11 protein-coding genes are annotated in these 14,131 nt (G+C 57.2%); 8 read left to right on the top strand and 3 right to left on the bottom strand.

The genetic code is table 11. The features are described 5' to 3' along the window. Positions 1-6 precede the first annotated feature (6 nt). Positions 7-252 carry a helix-turn-helix domain-containing protein gene (locus ACQ66J_RS05830; protein WP_430430863.1) on the bottom strand — a complete coding sequence of 82 codons (246 nt, stop codon included), beginning with the start codon at positions 250-252 and terminating at the stop codon, positions 7-9. 80 nt (positions 253-332) lie between these two features. Here ACQ66J_RS05830 and ACQ66J_RS05825 point away from each other — a divergent pair, with 80 nt between their 5' ends. After that, the gene (locus tag ACQ66J_RS05825) at positions 333-806 is read left to right on the top strand and encodes a hypothetical protein (RefSeq protein ID WP_430430862.1); all 474 of its coding nucleotides are present in this window, start codon (positions 333-335) and stop codon (positions 804-806) included. Positions 807-1,454: 648 nt separating this feature from the next. Here ACQ66J_RS05825 and ACQ66J_RS05820 read toward each other — a convergent pair. Continuing rightward, on the bottom strand, positions 1,455-2,843 hold the full coding sequence (locus ACQ66J_RS05820; protein ID WP_430430861.1) for a hypothetical protein: 1,389 nt from the start codon (positions 2,841-2,843) through the stop codon (positions 1,455-1,457). Between the two features lie 111 nt (positions 2,844-2,954). After that, the gene (locus tag ACQ66J_RS05815) at positions 2,955-3,224 is read right to left on the bottom strand and encodes a hypothetical protein (protein ID WP_430430860.1); all 270 of its coding nucleotides are present in this window, start codon (positions 3,222-3,224) and stop codon (positions 2,955-2,957) included. Between the two features lie 294 nt (positions 3,225-3,518). Here ACQ66J_RS05815 and ACQ66J_RS05810 point away from each other — a divergent pair, with 294 nt between their 5' ends. The 7 genes from ACQ66J_RS05810 (at position 3,519) to ACQ66J_RS05780 (ending at position 14,051) form a co-directional block, all read left to right on the top strand. After that, entirely contained in the window at positions 3,519-4,103 is a 585-nt protein-coding gene (locus tag ACQ66J_RS05810) for a recombinase family protein (protein WP_430430858.1), read from the top strand. Positions 4,104-4,520: 417 nt separating this feature from the next. After that, positions 4,521-5,603, top strand: a complete 1,083-nt coding sequence (locus tag ACQ66J_RS05805; protein ID WP_430430856.1) for a hypothetical protein — start codon at positions 4,521-4,523, stop codon at positions 5,601-5,603. A 483-nt stretch (positions 5,604-6,086) separates the two neighbouring features. Further along, positions 6,087-7,433, top strand: a complete 1,347-nt coding sequence (locus tag ACQ66J_RS05800; RefSeq protein WP_430430855.1) for a trypsin-like peptidase domain-containing protein — start codon at positions 6,087-6,089, stop codon at positions 7,431-7,433. Between the two features lie 40 nt (positions 7,434-7,473). Beyond that, positions 7,474-9,756, top strand: a complete 2,283-nt coding sequence (locus ACQ66J_RS05795) for a hypothetical protein (RefSeq protein WP_430430853.1) — start codon at positions 7,474-7,476, stop codon at positions 9,754-9,756. Positions 9,757-9,872: 116 nt separating this feature from the next. Continuing rightward, positions 9,873-10,520, top strand: a complete 648-nt coding sequence (locus ACQ66J_RS05790; protein ID WP_430432235.1) for an ABC transporter ATP-binding protein — start codon at positions 9,873-9,875, stop codon at positions 10,518-10,520. Further along, positions 10,517-12,328, top strand: a complete 1,812-nt coding sequence (locus tag ACQ66J_RS05785) for a hypothetical protein (protein WP_430430852.1) — start codon at positions 10,517-10,519, stop codon at positions 12,326-12,328. The genes ACQ66J_RS05790 and ACQ66J_RS05785 overlap by 4 nt, the downstream gene beginning before the upstream one ends. Further along, entirely contained in the window at positions 12,321-14,051 is a 1,731-nt protein-coding gene (locus ACQ66J_RS05780; RefSeq protein ID WP_430430851.1) for an SUMF1/EgtB/PvdO family nonheme iron enzyme, read from the top strand. Before ACQ66J_RS05785 ends, ACQ66J_RS05780 begins: the two co-directional genes overlap by 8 nt. Positions 14,052-14,131 lie beyond the last annotated feature (80 nt).

Below are 14,131 nucleotides of genomic sequence, written 5' to 3'. Positions count from 1 at the left end.
CAAGTTTTAGGGTGTCGTCAGCCGTTCGAGATCATCAGCGAGGTCGCGCGCGCCACCCCCGAGCGCCACGTAAATATCCAGCGCGTCTAGAACACCGACCCGCCTTTCCGCAGTTTCTATTTTGGCAATGAACGATTGCGGCTTTCCAAGGCGGGCCGAAAGCTCAGCCTGAGTGAGACCAGCTTCGATTCTACGCTCTTTGAGAATGCTCCTGAGCTGCTCGTGTCGCTCAGACCTTATCGGCTCTGACAAATTTCAAACCTGCGCTCGACTCACCCCGCCAGGCTTGGTAATCCCAATCTAGGATTATCCCATTTCAGGATATTGAGCTTATGAAGACTCTCATCACCAGCGCGTCTCTCACAGTACTCGTCGCCGCCCAGGCCAATGCTGAATGGGCTCATGGAGTTGGCACCGACCCGATGACCGATCAGGTCGTCGCCGTCGCGACCGTCAGGTATACGGACGGCAGCTATATCCGGTATCGTTGCGAAGCGGACGGCTCTCAAAGCATCGGTTATTCCGGTGGCGAGTTCTTGCCGGGAGTGGCTATGAGCAGCGGCGACCTACGAGCCGCTATCGTTTACCGCGTGGATGACCACGAGCCACAGCGACGGGTTTGGCACGTGCGGAACGGCACAGATGGCGCGTATGTTGACAGGGTAAGCCTCGAGTCGACAATCGCCGACTTCCTCTCGGCGCGTGAGCGAATCCTCGTCCAAGACGCGCTCGAAACTAACGAGTTCGACGCCTCGAACGCGGCTGAAGAGATTACTGCGGCGAGGACCGCCTGCGGGCTCGACTGACACACTCGATGCGGACCTATCAGCCTCTGTAATGCTGACAGGTTTTAAAATCAGGCCTGACTCAACTGACTCAAGAAGGGGCAAATTTTGCTACTGGTTGCAACTTTTCAGATTTTAAGGCGTGCACGGTGACTGGATGGGCTTTGCAGGAAGAACACGACCGTGCGTGTGAGAGCTTACTCGCAATGTCTGAGCACTGGTCGGCACGGTATCGTCCGAATGAGCCGGTAGACCTCACTGGCGTGCAACTCCCGCCGCCTAGCTACCGCGGCAACAACCCCTACAATGGTTTCACGGCAGAGGAGCGCGTTCTTACAGACCGGGTGATGATACTACTCAGGCGTAAGAAGCTGCTGCCTAAGCCCGATAGGTGTGAGTTATGCCTCTCGAGGACGCGTATCGGTTACCATGGTGAAAATTATTACGACCCATTCGCAGTAATCCAAGTGTGCTTCCCTTGCCATATGGCAATTCACCGTCGATTTAGCGCGCCTAGGGCATGGCATCGAAGGCTCCAAGAAAACGACTGGCCCAGCATATCATTGCTTCCTGCCGAGCAGGTTGATTTCGCAGGCTGGCTTCGCAAGGCTGGACACACCCGCCCATTGGGCGAAATCCATCCTAGTGGTCGAGAAGTGATCGGCTGAGTTAGCTGCCGCTAGGGATGAAGTTCTTCATCCAATTGAAAACGAAGTCCTTCATGCCCTCCGTATCAACGCCCTTGGTAGCTGACACAAATATTAGCAAGCCAATGGCTAAGGCGATTGAAAAAACAATAATTCTTACAGCAATGAAACCGAACGAGTTTCTAGGCCCAATTATTTTTGAAAACCAATCAGTTAGACTGTTTGCTGTAGCATCGAGCAGATCAACTAGCCATCGAATTGCTAAAAAAGGCCGCCTACCGCGCGCCCAAGTCAAATATTCGGTCTGAATAAAAATGTATCCAAGTATTACATTAAATGGTTTCTCGAAAAGAATTGTCGAAAGAATCTGGTTTTCTTTGTTTTGCTGTATTGTATAGAATAGAGCTAGGTAGGCAAGTAGCAATCCAGCAGCGCCAAAGAATTGTTGCGACCGATTATTATAATCCTCTTGTAGCTTTTGATGCCGCGCGGATAAAGAAGCTTCCGTAAATGACAGGTCGTAGTCGGCTCTAAGATCGGTCACCTCGAACTCGTTGAGTTGCGGTCCTTTTCGATGGTGACCTAGCAGATGCCGCTGGAATGCGCTTGCGTATGCGAGGATTCCTTTTGCGCGTGCATAACTGTCGATCTCTCGCGACCTTCGCTCATCTAGGAATGCGCGTACGAGAGACCACATTGTTTCGCGCCGCCACGAAATGTCGTCGTCTGGCTCGACGCGTGTAAGCGGGATAATATTATCTTGGGTTCGCTTGTGATGATAATGTTTGTGCGCGACGTCTTTTAAAAAGTAATAAGCCTGGCTGGACATGCTCTGAATAAAATCATCTTGCGATGCGTCCGAAGCGCCCGCGAAACCTTTAGATGAAAAGGTTTCTTTTACAGGTGAAACACGAAATTCTCCGGTCCTAAACAGAACGAAATTAAACTCTAGGACTTGGAGCCCTTTTTCGCGAAGTTTTTCAAAGAGCGAGCGCGCTTCTGCTTTGCACTCTGCGTCAAATGGGAACTCATCTTCATAGCGTCGGTGTATTTTGCCCGCGAGCTGCGCGGCGTCCTTGAAGTTGGATTTTCTAAGTTTGTTCTGCTGCTTTTCGTGGTTGCGAACGATATAGATCGTCCCCTGAAGGCGTCCGAGATCATCCGGAAATATCTTCTCTTTCTCCACATCGACTGGATGATCTGCATTGTCCGTCTCTGCTACGAGGTAGCAGTCAAGTCCAACATCCTCCTGACGGAGAAAGTGATACTCGAATTTTCCGGAGAACGCGTAATCGTTAACGTAACGTCGCTGTGCTATGAAGACAAAACGGTGGGGCTCACCGGCTGGTATGTTAGCCGTGTGGCACCCTTCCTCGTCGCCGAGCCTGCTGAACGAGAGATGACCAGTCACACATGGAACCCAGCCAGCAAAATGGCTAGCTTCCAATTTCCACTGATCGAGAGTGTCAAAGTATCGTTTGTCTCGCATCCTTAAAGCGGTATGCGAGTCGTGGGTGACCGTCTAGACGATAACACGCGCCTTCTTGTGGTAAACCGTAGTGCCGTCGGCTTTTTGACGACCGGCAACACCGTTTCCACAATGAATCCGAGGCCGCTCACGACCGTTAGGTACTTCGCCGACCCAGAATGAATGTAGGCCTAGGCCCTTGCGGCGTTTCTCGTGGTCGCGTTCAAATCCGCCAATTAAAGTAGAAATAAGCCCGTGAGCAGCCGCAACGACCAGCAAGCCGGACGCAATCGCAATCACTCCTATAAAGATCATTTCCAGCATATTTCTCCCCATTGGAAGGCTCGGGTATCTAGAGCTTCTGTCGCCTCGTTGCAACCCCAGTCTAATTGTATCGTGTGGTAGTTTGACCGCATACTGCAATAAAAATTTTTAAGCCTGGGTAAAGATTTCGGTACCTGGCGTATGCAATCCTTCTTAGAAACGGTCGTTTTCTGGAGAGTGGGAATCCTGGTGATGAGGTAAGATTTTTGCCTGAAATAATCTCTCAAAACCCTTTCTCGAATCGTGCCTTATCGTTTATGCTGAATGCAGCGTTTTTGAGAAGGCGAGGCTGCGATGTTGGTAGGGTACGCAAGGGTTTCGACCCAGGAGCAGGACGCGGAGTTGCAACGGGTGTCACTGCGGGAAGCCGGGTGTGAGAAAATTTTCGAGGAGACTGCATCAGGGGCACAGAGAGATCGCCCACAGCTCGCAGCCGCTCTCAACTACATGCGCGAAGGCGATACCCTTGTTGTCTGGAAGCTGGACCGGCTCGCGAGATCGCTTAAGCAGCTGATCGAAACCGTGGAGCGGTTGGATGATAGCCGGGTCGGTTTTAGAAGCCTTACCGAGAACATCGACACTACGACCCCCGGCGGTAAACTGATATTTCACATTTTCGGCGCTTTGGCGGAATTTGAAAGATCGATGATCCGTGAAAGAACCGTCGCTGGTCTTGCTGCAGCGCGCGCCCAGGGGCGGGTAGGGGGCAGGCCAAAAGCTCTTAGTCAGACAGACATCAAGGCTGCGGTGGCGCTGATGTCTGATTCATCAATTTCAGTGTCGGAAATTGCACGACGGATGGGGGTTGCCCCAGCGACGCTCTACCGGCACCTACCTGGAGGAAGGTCAGCGTTGGCTGCAGATACAAGCGATGCCTGAGTGGTGATGCCGCGCCCTTATGCTCTAAAAAAGCAGTGTGCAAGCAAACAAGCATTGACCGTATAGCACGCAGTTTCCTGCCCTCTTTCCTGCTCCGCCCTCTATAGAGATTCTCAAAAAAAACGTGACTAATCACAGCATCCAAATACGAAACCGCTACCGAAGCGTCGACGGTATGAAGAATGCCTACGACCCGACGCTTCCTGACCAGCAAGATTTTCGCATCGATAAAGCAAAATTGCGGATTAATGGATCTATATCAGCCCAATCAGAAGCTGCGCTATTGGAATATCGCCGTCACATAATTACCGACGGGGACCCAACGGGTGTCGACTTTATTGGCTCGAGCGAACGGGTGTCGACTTTATTGGCTCGAGCGAACGGCTAGGCCGGTATCCCATTCCAAGACTTCAAAACATGCTCTCGCTTTCCGGTTCTGTTCGATTCAGAGCGGAGACCACAAACAGATTACGCCTAGATGTACAGCTGACGATAAACCCAACAAGAACGCTGGCACACGCTTGGGCAAAGGCTGGCGAAAATTGGGGTTCACTGTCGCCAGTTGAATTTTTCCAACCTGAATACGAGACGAACGTGCCTCGTTCGCTCGACGGCAATGATAATTTCCTGAATTTCGTAGTCGGCCCATATGAGCCGCTGAGGGAACTCAATAATCGACTCTGGGCAGAAGGATGGAACCTGTACCGATTAAATTTGACCGCACTGCTTGGGGAAATGTTCATCCCTCCGGAGCTGGCAGACGGCGAAGGCTTGAGTCCGACACAATGCGCAGTAGGGCAGTCCATAATTGATGTCGATCTCGATGTTGAGCGCCTCGTTTTGAATTATGTAGAGGCGTATTTTGAACGTTCGGTGGGAGATGCTCCAGTCTATCTCCGCAGCTTGGCCCCTCTCGTCAGGCGAGCAGCACGTAATACATCTGCCCGAACATATTTTACCGATATGTATTTAGAGGACGGAATCCGAGAAGAAAGTCCATCTTTACGCATACCACAAAGGAATGAGGTCGACCTAGTCGTCTATGCAAAAGATCGGGCGCGCATTCGATATGAATTCCGTTTGAGATCGCCATCTCACGTAATTGGGGCGCCAGAGCACGGTCCAGACAAGCTTGAACGTTATGCCAGTTCAGCAATTCGATTCGCACAGAACCGTACCAATGAGCCATTTGAAGCGATTATCAGTTTAATGGCGGAAGAGTCATCTGCAGTGGGAGTCGAACGGAGAGCCGCGCGACTGGCCGAAGCGGTTCGAGCTGCGTGCAAAGCCACAGATCGTGAGGCTAATTTTGAGTTGATTTTTGAGACTTTGCTGATTCATCAAGAAGTGACGTCGACTTTCATCAACGACCTCAGCGGGGATAATGTACTTCTAAACCGACTGGTCCGAGACGACGTTTTAAAACACCGTCGATTCAACCGTTACGAAGCTTCAGCCGGCCGAAGGTACGCTTTGGCCCGCAGGTTCCAATTAGAATGAAGTTGTACGTCTTACTTGCTTAGAACTGCAGCAGTTTCATCGTGCCGGTCGCCAAATTCTGCAACCCGTTGCAAATTTTGTGGCAGCTAATGCACCAACTAAATTTAGTCAGCACTTGAGTAACCTCATCAAAACCGCCGTGGGTGAGTAACTCAGCCCCTCTGATTTTGGCTGTTTGTAGGTAGAAACAGTTCGTCTTCTTATCTGAGGCGGTGTCATGGATCGAAAGCGGTACACCCCTTTTGGGGTGCTAGGGAGCAGCTCATAGCTGATTTCTTTTAGAGACGGACCTGAGACCATCCGGTCCTACATTTGAATTGAGAGTCTGTCGGAACAGAGACGGACGATACGGCGTTAGACGTTATTGCAAATTTAATGTTGCGTTAATAGATCACCACTCCTAAAGTTCCCCTTATAGGGGTATTAGGGTTTGGGGATTGTCGTTTGGTTAGGAGCGAATTCAAACGGTTGCCTGGTGCAATCGTGCTACTCTTTTTTTACGGCTTCTGCACAAGCACGCTATTCGCTCAGGAATTGGAAGCGAGCCCTGGCCCTGCTTACCGTCCGCCCTTCGACGTGGCACGTGGCGTGCACTCTTACGCTGAGATTCTTACGCCAACACTTCAATCAGTTGTTCGCGTTAACGTCCTTACTACGGCATCGCAAGGCGCGAATTCAAGGATCACCGGGGCAGGAAACGGGAGCGGGATCGTCTTGGACCGTGAGGCGGGACTCATCCTCACCAATGCTCACGTTGTTAGTGGAGACAGACTGGTCTTCATTGAGGCCCCGGACGGGGAACAAGTTCGAGCCCGAGTGCTCGGTCAAGACGAGACCACAGATCTTGCCTTATTACAGGCATCGTTGACGGGGGTGTCCGAGGCCCGGTTTGCCGACTCCGCGTTGCTGGAGCCGGGTGATATTGTCTTTGCAATCGGATTTCCGGCTGGCTTGGACAAAACGATTTCGTCCGGTGTGATTTCAGGGGTTGGGCGGCAAGGGTTTCGTGACGCCGGTTCGCGGCGTTTTGGCGTCGACGAGTTTATCCAGACGGACGCCTCGATTAATTCAGGCAATAGCGGTGGACCTCTCGTGGACAGTGCTGGTCGTGTAGTCGGTGTAAACACATTCCTGATCAGTCGCACCGGAGACTCTTCCGGGCTTAACTTCGCCATACCGTCCGGCATTGCTTTGGCTGTCGCGAGACAATTGCGGGAGCATGGCAGGGTTCGCCGCACATATATCGGCATTCATGTCGAGGCTTTCGACGAGCGCGCCTCACTTGCCTTGGCCGTTGACGTGGACAGTGGCGCATTGGTGACCGAGGTCCAGCCAGGGTCGCCAGCCGCCCAGGCAGGCCTGGAAGTCGGAGATGTGATCACTGGCGCGAATGGCGAGCGGATCGATAACGATACTGACTTTGTAAATTTCTGGCTGCTTAGCGAGCCAAGTGTACAGTATCCGATTTTCGTGCGTCGCGGTGGAGAGGCGCTGCGCGTCATGCTTACACCCGTTCCCATAGAGGCAAGGGACAATCCGGACGCCACCGCCGTAGCACCCAGCGCAACCTTTCTTGGCGCGATACTGGCAGCACCGGTCCGTACATTGAATGCGCAAACTGTGCAGGATGGAGTTCGTATATCCAGCGTTCCTAGAGGCACGATTGCCAGCGAACGCGGCCTGCAGGCCGAGGACATTATCATTGAGATCAACCGTCAACCGATCCGTTCCGCGCAAGAGCTGGTTGAATACGCAGACCGCCATGACGGCGTGATGATCATACGGGTCCGACGCGGGGGGCAGTCGGTGATCGTCTTGGCGGCTAGCTAAACTTTTTAATGACTGAAACCATGGCAACCTGGGGGTAAACATGAAGGTCGCTCACACAAATTCATTCTTGCTCAGCGCTGCACTCGCCACGCTCTTGTCGGCGACTGCGACCTTTGAAGCGCAGGCTAGCGTTTCTTCAGTCCGGCTGGCCCAGGAACCCGCCGATGACACAGCAGGGCCAACCGAAGGAACTGAAGCCGAACTCTTGATGGAGGATGAGGCTCGCGCGGACACAGTTGAGCCCGAACCTGAAGCGGTTACAGCTGTCGAAGCTGAAGAACCCATTTTGATGGAAAGGGCTCCGGGAGCTGAAGATGACGCCAATATAGCCGACGGAGTGACCTGCTCAGATGCGGGGCCTTGCATAGTTGATGCGACGGGCCAGCCGTTCCGGGTGCTGCCGCGGTCCTTTTCCGCGGTCTATGCCGAGCCAGATGAAACCAGCGATCTGATTTCCAATGAGGTGCGCCCGTTCAATCCCTCATTTGTGTTTTCGCGAGTAAATATGGACTTCTCTGATCCGGCTCGACCGCAAGGCTGGTACCAGATCGGTTTTTCAGAAAGCGCGCCGTTCGGCTGGATGCGAGCTCAGGACGTGGTGGAATGGCGTCAGGCGCTTTTGCTGGCTTATACGCACCCGGGCTCGGGGCTTAATCGTCGGACCCCTGTTCTGATGTTTGAGGAAGCGGAGCCGCTACGTGCTCTGGTGACTTCCCCGGACCGGGCAGAGATGGCCAATGCGCTGCTCGACACGATGACGGATGGAGAGAAGCCCGAGGAGGTGATCGCACGTGAAAGCGACAGCTATCTCGACATTGACGAGGATTTCTACATTTTGCCCGTCATCCAGTGGGAGCGTGAGCAGGCCTTTGCCGAGCCCTCACACTACATCCAGGTTTTCGCCGCTGTACCCGGCGCGCGGGCGACGGATGGGGAGGACACGCTTCTCAGCGAAGACGTCAGGGCGCGAGGCGGTGACACCTCGCCTGCCGCTCCCGAAGGCCCGCTAACGATCGACGTGAAATTCGTGATCGATATGACAGGCTCCATGGGGCCGTACATTGACGCTGCTGTAGCCGGTCTGGCGGACGTGGTCCAAGAGCTAGACGCCGAGGCGAGCGAGGATCTGCGCTTCCGCTTTGGCCTCGTGGGTTTTCGGGACAACCCCGAATCTACACCTGAGTTGGGATGGGCGGCGCAGGACTTCACTGCAGATGGTCTGTTGCCAGCTGACGAGATGCTGGAACTGCTTTCACCGGGGGGCGGCGCATTTATCGCTAACACAACGAGCGATGAATGGGCCGAGGATGTGTTTGCCGGCGTCGATATGGGAATTGAGGGCCCTTGGTCCACCGCCGCCGATGAAAACGCGGCGCGTTTCATGGTTCTAGTGGGCGACGCTTCGGCGCATGAGCCAGGCTCCCAGCGCGGCTCGAAAAGCACTACCGGTCAATCCGCAGACGAATTGCGGCAGCGTTTGAACGGCGCCAACACCTATCTGCAAGCCTATCATATTCTTGACCCAGTTGCGGCGGTCGACTTCCCGATTGCAGAGGCCCAGATGCGTCGCCTGGCAGATAATCCCGGGGCCGAAAACGCCTATATCGCCGTCGATGCCGACGACACCGCCACCATTTCCACCGGGTTCGACTTCTTCACACGTGAGCTGATCGAGGTTGTGCAAAGCGACGTCGACGCCCTGCAAGCCCGTGTTGAGAGCAATGTAGAACCTGAAGCGCTGAGCCCTGAAGCCGGGCGCAGCGCGGCCCAGGCGGTTGCTGCCGGGGATGCTGTGATCCGCGCCGCTCTGGTGGACTATCTGGGCGACAGCGCCGATCCGGCCAAGGACTTCGTGGCTTGGGTCCATGACTACGATCTGGCCGACCCGACCGTGCCGGCACTGGATGTGCGGGTTCTGGTCAGCCGTGACCAGCTCGACACCATTCTTGGCCGCACTGAGGCGATCCACGAGGCGATGGTCAACGCCATCGGCGCGCGGGTGGACTTCTTCCAGCAGCTGCGTTCGGTCGCCGCGCGAAGCTCGCTCGGCGTGGAGCTCAACGCGGACGACACGCTGGCTGAGCAAGAGTTCATTCCGCGTTGGGTATCGGCCTTGCCTTATCGCAGTCAGGTGCTCGGCATGTCGCCCGGCATGTTCGCGAACATGTCTCAGAGCCAACAGATCCAGTTCGAGCGTACGATCCTGTCGAAAGTCAATGCGTTGCGCGAGATTTCGGCGAACACGGACGCCTGGATCAAGCTTGATGAGAATGATCCCGAAATCGCGGAGGTCACGGCTCTGCCGCTCGCGCTTCTGCCGTGACGACCGTGTTTAACCCACGCCCCACCGGCCGACCGGTCGTGCAAGCCCGATCCCTGACCCGAGTCCACGAGACTCGGGACAGGCGGTTCGAGGTGCGTGCTGATAATTTGCGCATCATGCCGGCGAGATTCTATGCGCTTGTGGGGCCTAGCGGATCGGGGAAGAGCACCTTGCTCGACATGCTGGCGCTAGTGCGTCAGCCCACATACGCCGACGCCTTTGTGTTCCGACCTGATGGCGAGCAGGTCGTCGACATCGCGCATTTATGGTCGAGGCGCCGGGAGAGTCGGCTAGCAGACCTGCGAAGGACCGGCATTGGATATGTGCTTCAAACCGGGGGCCTCATGCCGTTCCTGTCGGTGGCTGAAAATGTCGCTCTGCCAAACCAGCTGGTTGGCCGCAACCCCTCGCGCCAGGAGGTAGAGACCCTGCTGGCCGAATTTGGTATGGACGCTCATTCGGGCAAGCGTCCCGCCAAGCTCTCGGGTGGAGAGCGGCAGCGAGTAGCCATTGCTCGTGCCCTAGCGCACAGGCCTGCCCTTGTGCTGGCCGATGAACCGACCGCCGCGGTTGACCGGGAGCTCGCGCGCGCGATCGTGCGCGGCTTTGCTGCGCGCGCGCGAGCAGACGGCGCGGCGGTGGTGATGGTCACACATGACGAAGCGCTGATCGACGGCGCGGCTGACGTAAAGATCCGTTTTGCCTGCACCGCGCGGGATTCCCGGAGCGTGCGGTTCGAGACCCGGGAAGAGCCTGTGTCATGAGCCGGATGCGTCTTCATCGTCCGCGGTTCGGTCTTGTATTCCGCCTAGCGCTCTCGGATTTGCGCTGGGACTCGCTGATGACCGCCTGCGTGGTGTCCAGCCTTGCCGCGACCATTGCCCCGCTCATCATCCTGTTCGCGCTCAAGTCCGGCGTTGTGGAGAACTTGCGAGCTGACATTGTTGAAGATCCCGTTTTCCGGGCCGTTATGCCGGCTGAGACCACACTGTATGACGAGGCCTTCTTCGCACGCATGCAGGCGCGCGACGACGTGGCCTTTGTAGTGCCCGGTGTCACACGCGGTGCCTCGGCGGTCATGGCTGAATACGAAGGTCGACGCGCCATCCTCGACATGCTCCCGACCGCACCGGGCGATCCGCTTCTGGAGACATACGGCGTGGCCGCGCCGCCCCCAGGCTGCGTGGTGGTGACGGAGGAAAGCCTGTCGCGCCTTGGTGCGACCACGCTTTCTGCAAACCCGGTCGCCATCCTGGAAACCAGTCGGCAGTCCGACGGGCGGGAGCAGACCGTGCGTGAATCGGTCTGCATTTCCGGCGTCCTACCCGTGCGCGCCGATACGCTGCCGCGGGTCTATGTACCGCTCGATCTTGCCGTAGACATTGAACGCTTCCGCGAAGGCGGCGCTGTGCCCGATCGCGGCTGGCCGGGCTCGGTGGCCTATATAGAACCGCGTTATGATGGCGTTCTGGTGCGCACGGACCGGGCTATCAACGCGGTGGAGCGCGCCCAGCTGGCGACCGCAACAGGGTTTGTCCTCGTGGACGACGCCTCGTCGGCCCGGTTCGCTGCACTGTTCGCGCAAGCGCCGCCGGAAGGCGGCCGTTGGCTGGATTTGCGTGTCGTTGATCGGGCTGCGGATTCGGGGGCTCCAGCGCGGGTGCGGGCCCGGCTGCGATCGGCGGACCCGGTCATCTTTCCCTATGTGGAAGGGCTCACCGTGCGCGCCCCCGGGCTTCCTCCTGCGCCGATGATCCTGGCCGACGCCGCGCCCAGAGCCGGCCTCGACGGAGGGCTGGCTGATGTTGCCGTAATCACCGCGCCAGCCTCATGGGGTGTGGCGCCGGGCGAGATTATCAACCTCAACGTTGATGCTGCACCCGTCGCGGTCAATATCCCGGTGCGCGTTGCAGACGTGCATGACCGCGCCGCAGTTCTGGCACCGCTAAGCCTAGCCGCCCTGTTACGCACGGCGACCGAACGCCCCGCCGCCTATGACCCTGAGAGCGCGGGGCTTGTGGCGCTGCAGACCGGCTATCGCGGGTTCCGGCTTTTCGCCCGGTCTATTGACGACGTGCCCGAACTCGCTGCGGATCTACAGGCGGACGGCGTATCGGTCATTGCCCAGATCCAGGCCATCGAGCGCATCAGGGTGTTCGACCGCGGCCTATCGGCGCTCTTCTGGATCATCGCCGCAATCGCCGGCGTGGGCGCCGTGATCGCGGCTGTGGCGAATCTGTACGGGTCTGTGGAGCGCAAACGCGCGGCTTTGGGCCATTTGCGGCTGCTGGGACTGCGCAAGGGCGCAGTGGCATATTTCCCCGTCTATCAGGGGGCGCTGATCGCGCTTTTGTCCAGTGCGATGGCGTATGGCTTTGCCCTCGCCGGCGCGGCGATCATCAATGCCGGCGCAGGCCCTCAGCTGGGCTTTGAGCGCCAGGCCGCCCTGCTGGAGCACGAAGTCGGCCTGATTTCAGCGGGGCTGGCGCTTGCGGCCGGCCTGATTGCGTCAAGCTTTGCCGCCATGCGCACCATGTCGATTGATCCAGCGGAGGCCATACGCAATGAATAGGTCCGCCATCCTGATCGGAAGCTTCACCGCGTTCCTACTCGCTGTCGCCGCACCTGAACGCGCAAGTGCGCAGTACGCTTGCCATGGCGGTTCGCTAGCGCCCGCATCCGTGCGGGTCGACACCAATCCGTGCCCGCTTGACGACGATCTGGTCCTGCCCATGCCGGGCGGCTACGAAATGGTGTTCCGTTCCATCCCCGTGCCGGGGGAGAATTTCTGGTGGTCGCCGGAGCGGGACATCGAGGTGGGTAGCTCGGATGGCGCGGTATTTGAAACCCCGCAACTGGTAACCGTTGGCGGCTCGTTCGAGGCCGAGCGCGGGGCTGGCTGGCGCATCATCCTGGGCAAGTATGAAGTGTCGATAGGTCAGATGGCGGCGGTGTTCGGCAATGGCGATCTGGAAGCGGGTTTCCAACGGCTCGCGGAGCTGGGGCCCGATTATGATGTCTATGCCCGCCTAGCTTACAACGCGCCCAGCGAGCCGGAATTGCGCCGTTTGACGGCGCAGCCAGCGACCGGTCTGCCAATCAGCGCCTACCACGATTTTGTCGATGAATACCTCTCCTGGTGTTATGAGGAGGCCGCGTGCTGGCGAAGCTTGCCGCGTTTCGGGACGATGCCCGGCTTTTTCCGCCTGCCCACCGAGACCGAATGGGAATTCGCCGCACGCGGTGGCGGCGGTGCTTATGCCGATGAATTGCCCTTCTCGCGCGAGGAGTCGAGCCAATTTGCGTACATCTCGACCCCGGTGCGGATCCGGCACGCTCCCACCTCGATTGGTCGGCTGCGCGCCACCCCCTTCGGTCTACATGACTTGTTCGGCAATGTGTCGGAATTGGCTGACGACCGCTTCCACGCCATGCAGCGGAACGGCAAGCCGGGTGCCCATGTTGCGCGTGGCGGCGACTTCACCGCCTCCGAGCCGCGACAGTATCGCGCCAGTCAACGCGAGGAAGTGCCCGCGTTCCAGGCGACACCGCGCGGCGCGCCGGTATTGCAGCGCAATCAAAGGGTCGGCTTCCGACTGGCCATCGGAAGTCTGACGGTTCCCGATCGGAGGACAAACCAGGTGATCGAAGCGGACTTTGAGGAATGGCGCGACACATCCTTCCTTGACAGCGCAACCGGGTTATCGACCCGCGCCAGCGTGCTGCGAGCCGGCGATCCGCTCAACCAGCTTGAGGCGCTCCTGGAGCAACTTCAGCGTACGCCATCTGGCTCGCCGCAGGCCGAGTTGCTTATCGAACGCGCGCGTCAGCAGACTGAAGAAGCCCGTGTCTCCTTGTCCGAGACCTCGCGGGACCTCTCTTATCAGTTGGCGCGATCCGCGATTGTTACCGCAGGTGAAGCGGGGCGATCAGGTTTTGTCGTAAGGCAACGGACCCAGGCGCTGGACCGCTTCCGAGAACGTAGCGGGACCAGTGACCGTTCCGCAACTTTAGAGCGTACACTTGAAGCCCAGCTCGCGTTTTACGCTGACGAGCGAGAGGGAGCCGAGCTGGTCTATTTCGAGTATCTGCGGCGACTAGCCAGCTATCGTGAGTTTGCTCGCGGTGCGCTGGGTGATCTTGAAAACACACAGTTCAATAGACGTGACGATATCGCGTTTCGCCTTCTGCGGCGTCATACACTCGCGCTTCTCGAGGGAGATGGGGATGTCGAGACTTGGCGGAATGAGCTCCGCGACGCGTTCTCCGACGATGAGCTTTATCAGGCCCAGTAATCAAAAAGGGAAAATTTGGACACGATTTTGGGTGGCGGTTTTTAATCGTCAGAATTATAATCGACTGTGAAGGACAACCT

It is taken from the genome of Oceanicaulis sp., assembly GCF_965284345.1.
Taxonomy (GTDB): domain Bacteria; phylum Pseudomonadota; class Alphaproteobacteria; order Caulobacterales; family Maricaulaceae; genus Oceanicaulis; species Oceanicaulis alexandrii_A.
The sequence above is the reverse complement of the archived record's forward strand: the minus strand, read 5'-3'. Positions and strand labels throughout refer to the sequence as shown.

Coding starts and splice junctions, on each gene's coding strand:
- ACQ66J_RS05825 (WP_430430862.1), top strand. CDS start 333: ATGAAGACTCTCATCACCAGCGCGTCTCTCACAGTACTCGTCGCCGCC.
- ACQ66J_RS05815 (WP_430430860.1), bottom strand. CDS start 3,224: ATGCTGGAAATGATCTTTATAGGAGTGATTGCGATTGCGTCCGGCTTG.
- ACQ66J_RS05810 (WP_430430858.1), top strand. CDS start 3,519: ATGTTGGTAGGGTACGCAAGGGTTTCGACCCAGGAGCAGGACGCGGAG.
- ACQ66J_RS05805 (WP_430430856.1), top strand. CDS start 4,521: ATGCTCTCGCTTTCCGGTTCTGTTCGATTCAGAGCGGAGACCACAAAC.
- ACQ66J_RS05795 (WP_430430853.1), top strand. CDS start 7,474: ATGAAGGTCGCTCACACAAATTCATTCTTGCTCAGCGCTGCACTCGCC.
- ACQ66J_RS05790 (WP_430432235.1), top strand. CDS start 9,873: ATGCCGGCGAGATTCTATGCGCTTGTGGGGCCTAGCGGATCGGGGAAG.
- ACQ66J_RS05785 (WP_430430852.1), top strand. CDS start 10,517: ATGAGCCGGATGCGTCTTCATCGTCCGCGGTTCGGTCTTGTATTCCGC.
- ACQ66J_RS05780 (WP_430430851.1), top strand. CDS start 12,321: ATGAATAGGTCCGCCATCCTGATCGGAAGCTTCACCGCGTTCCTACTC.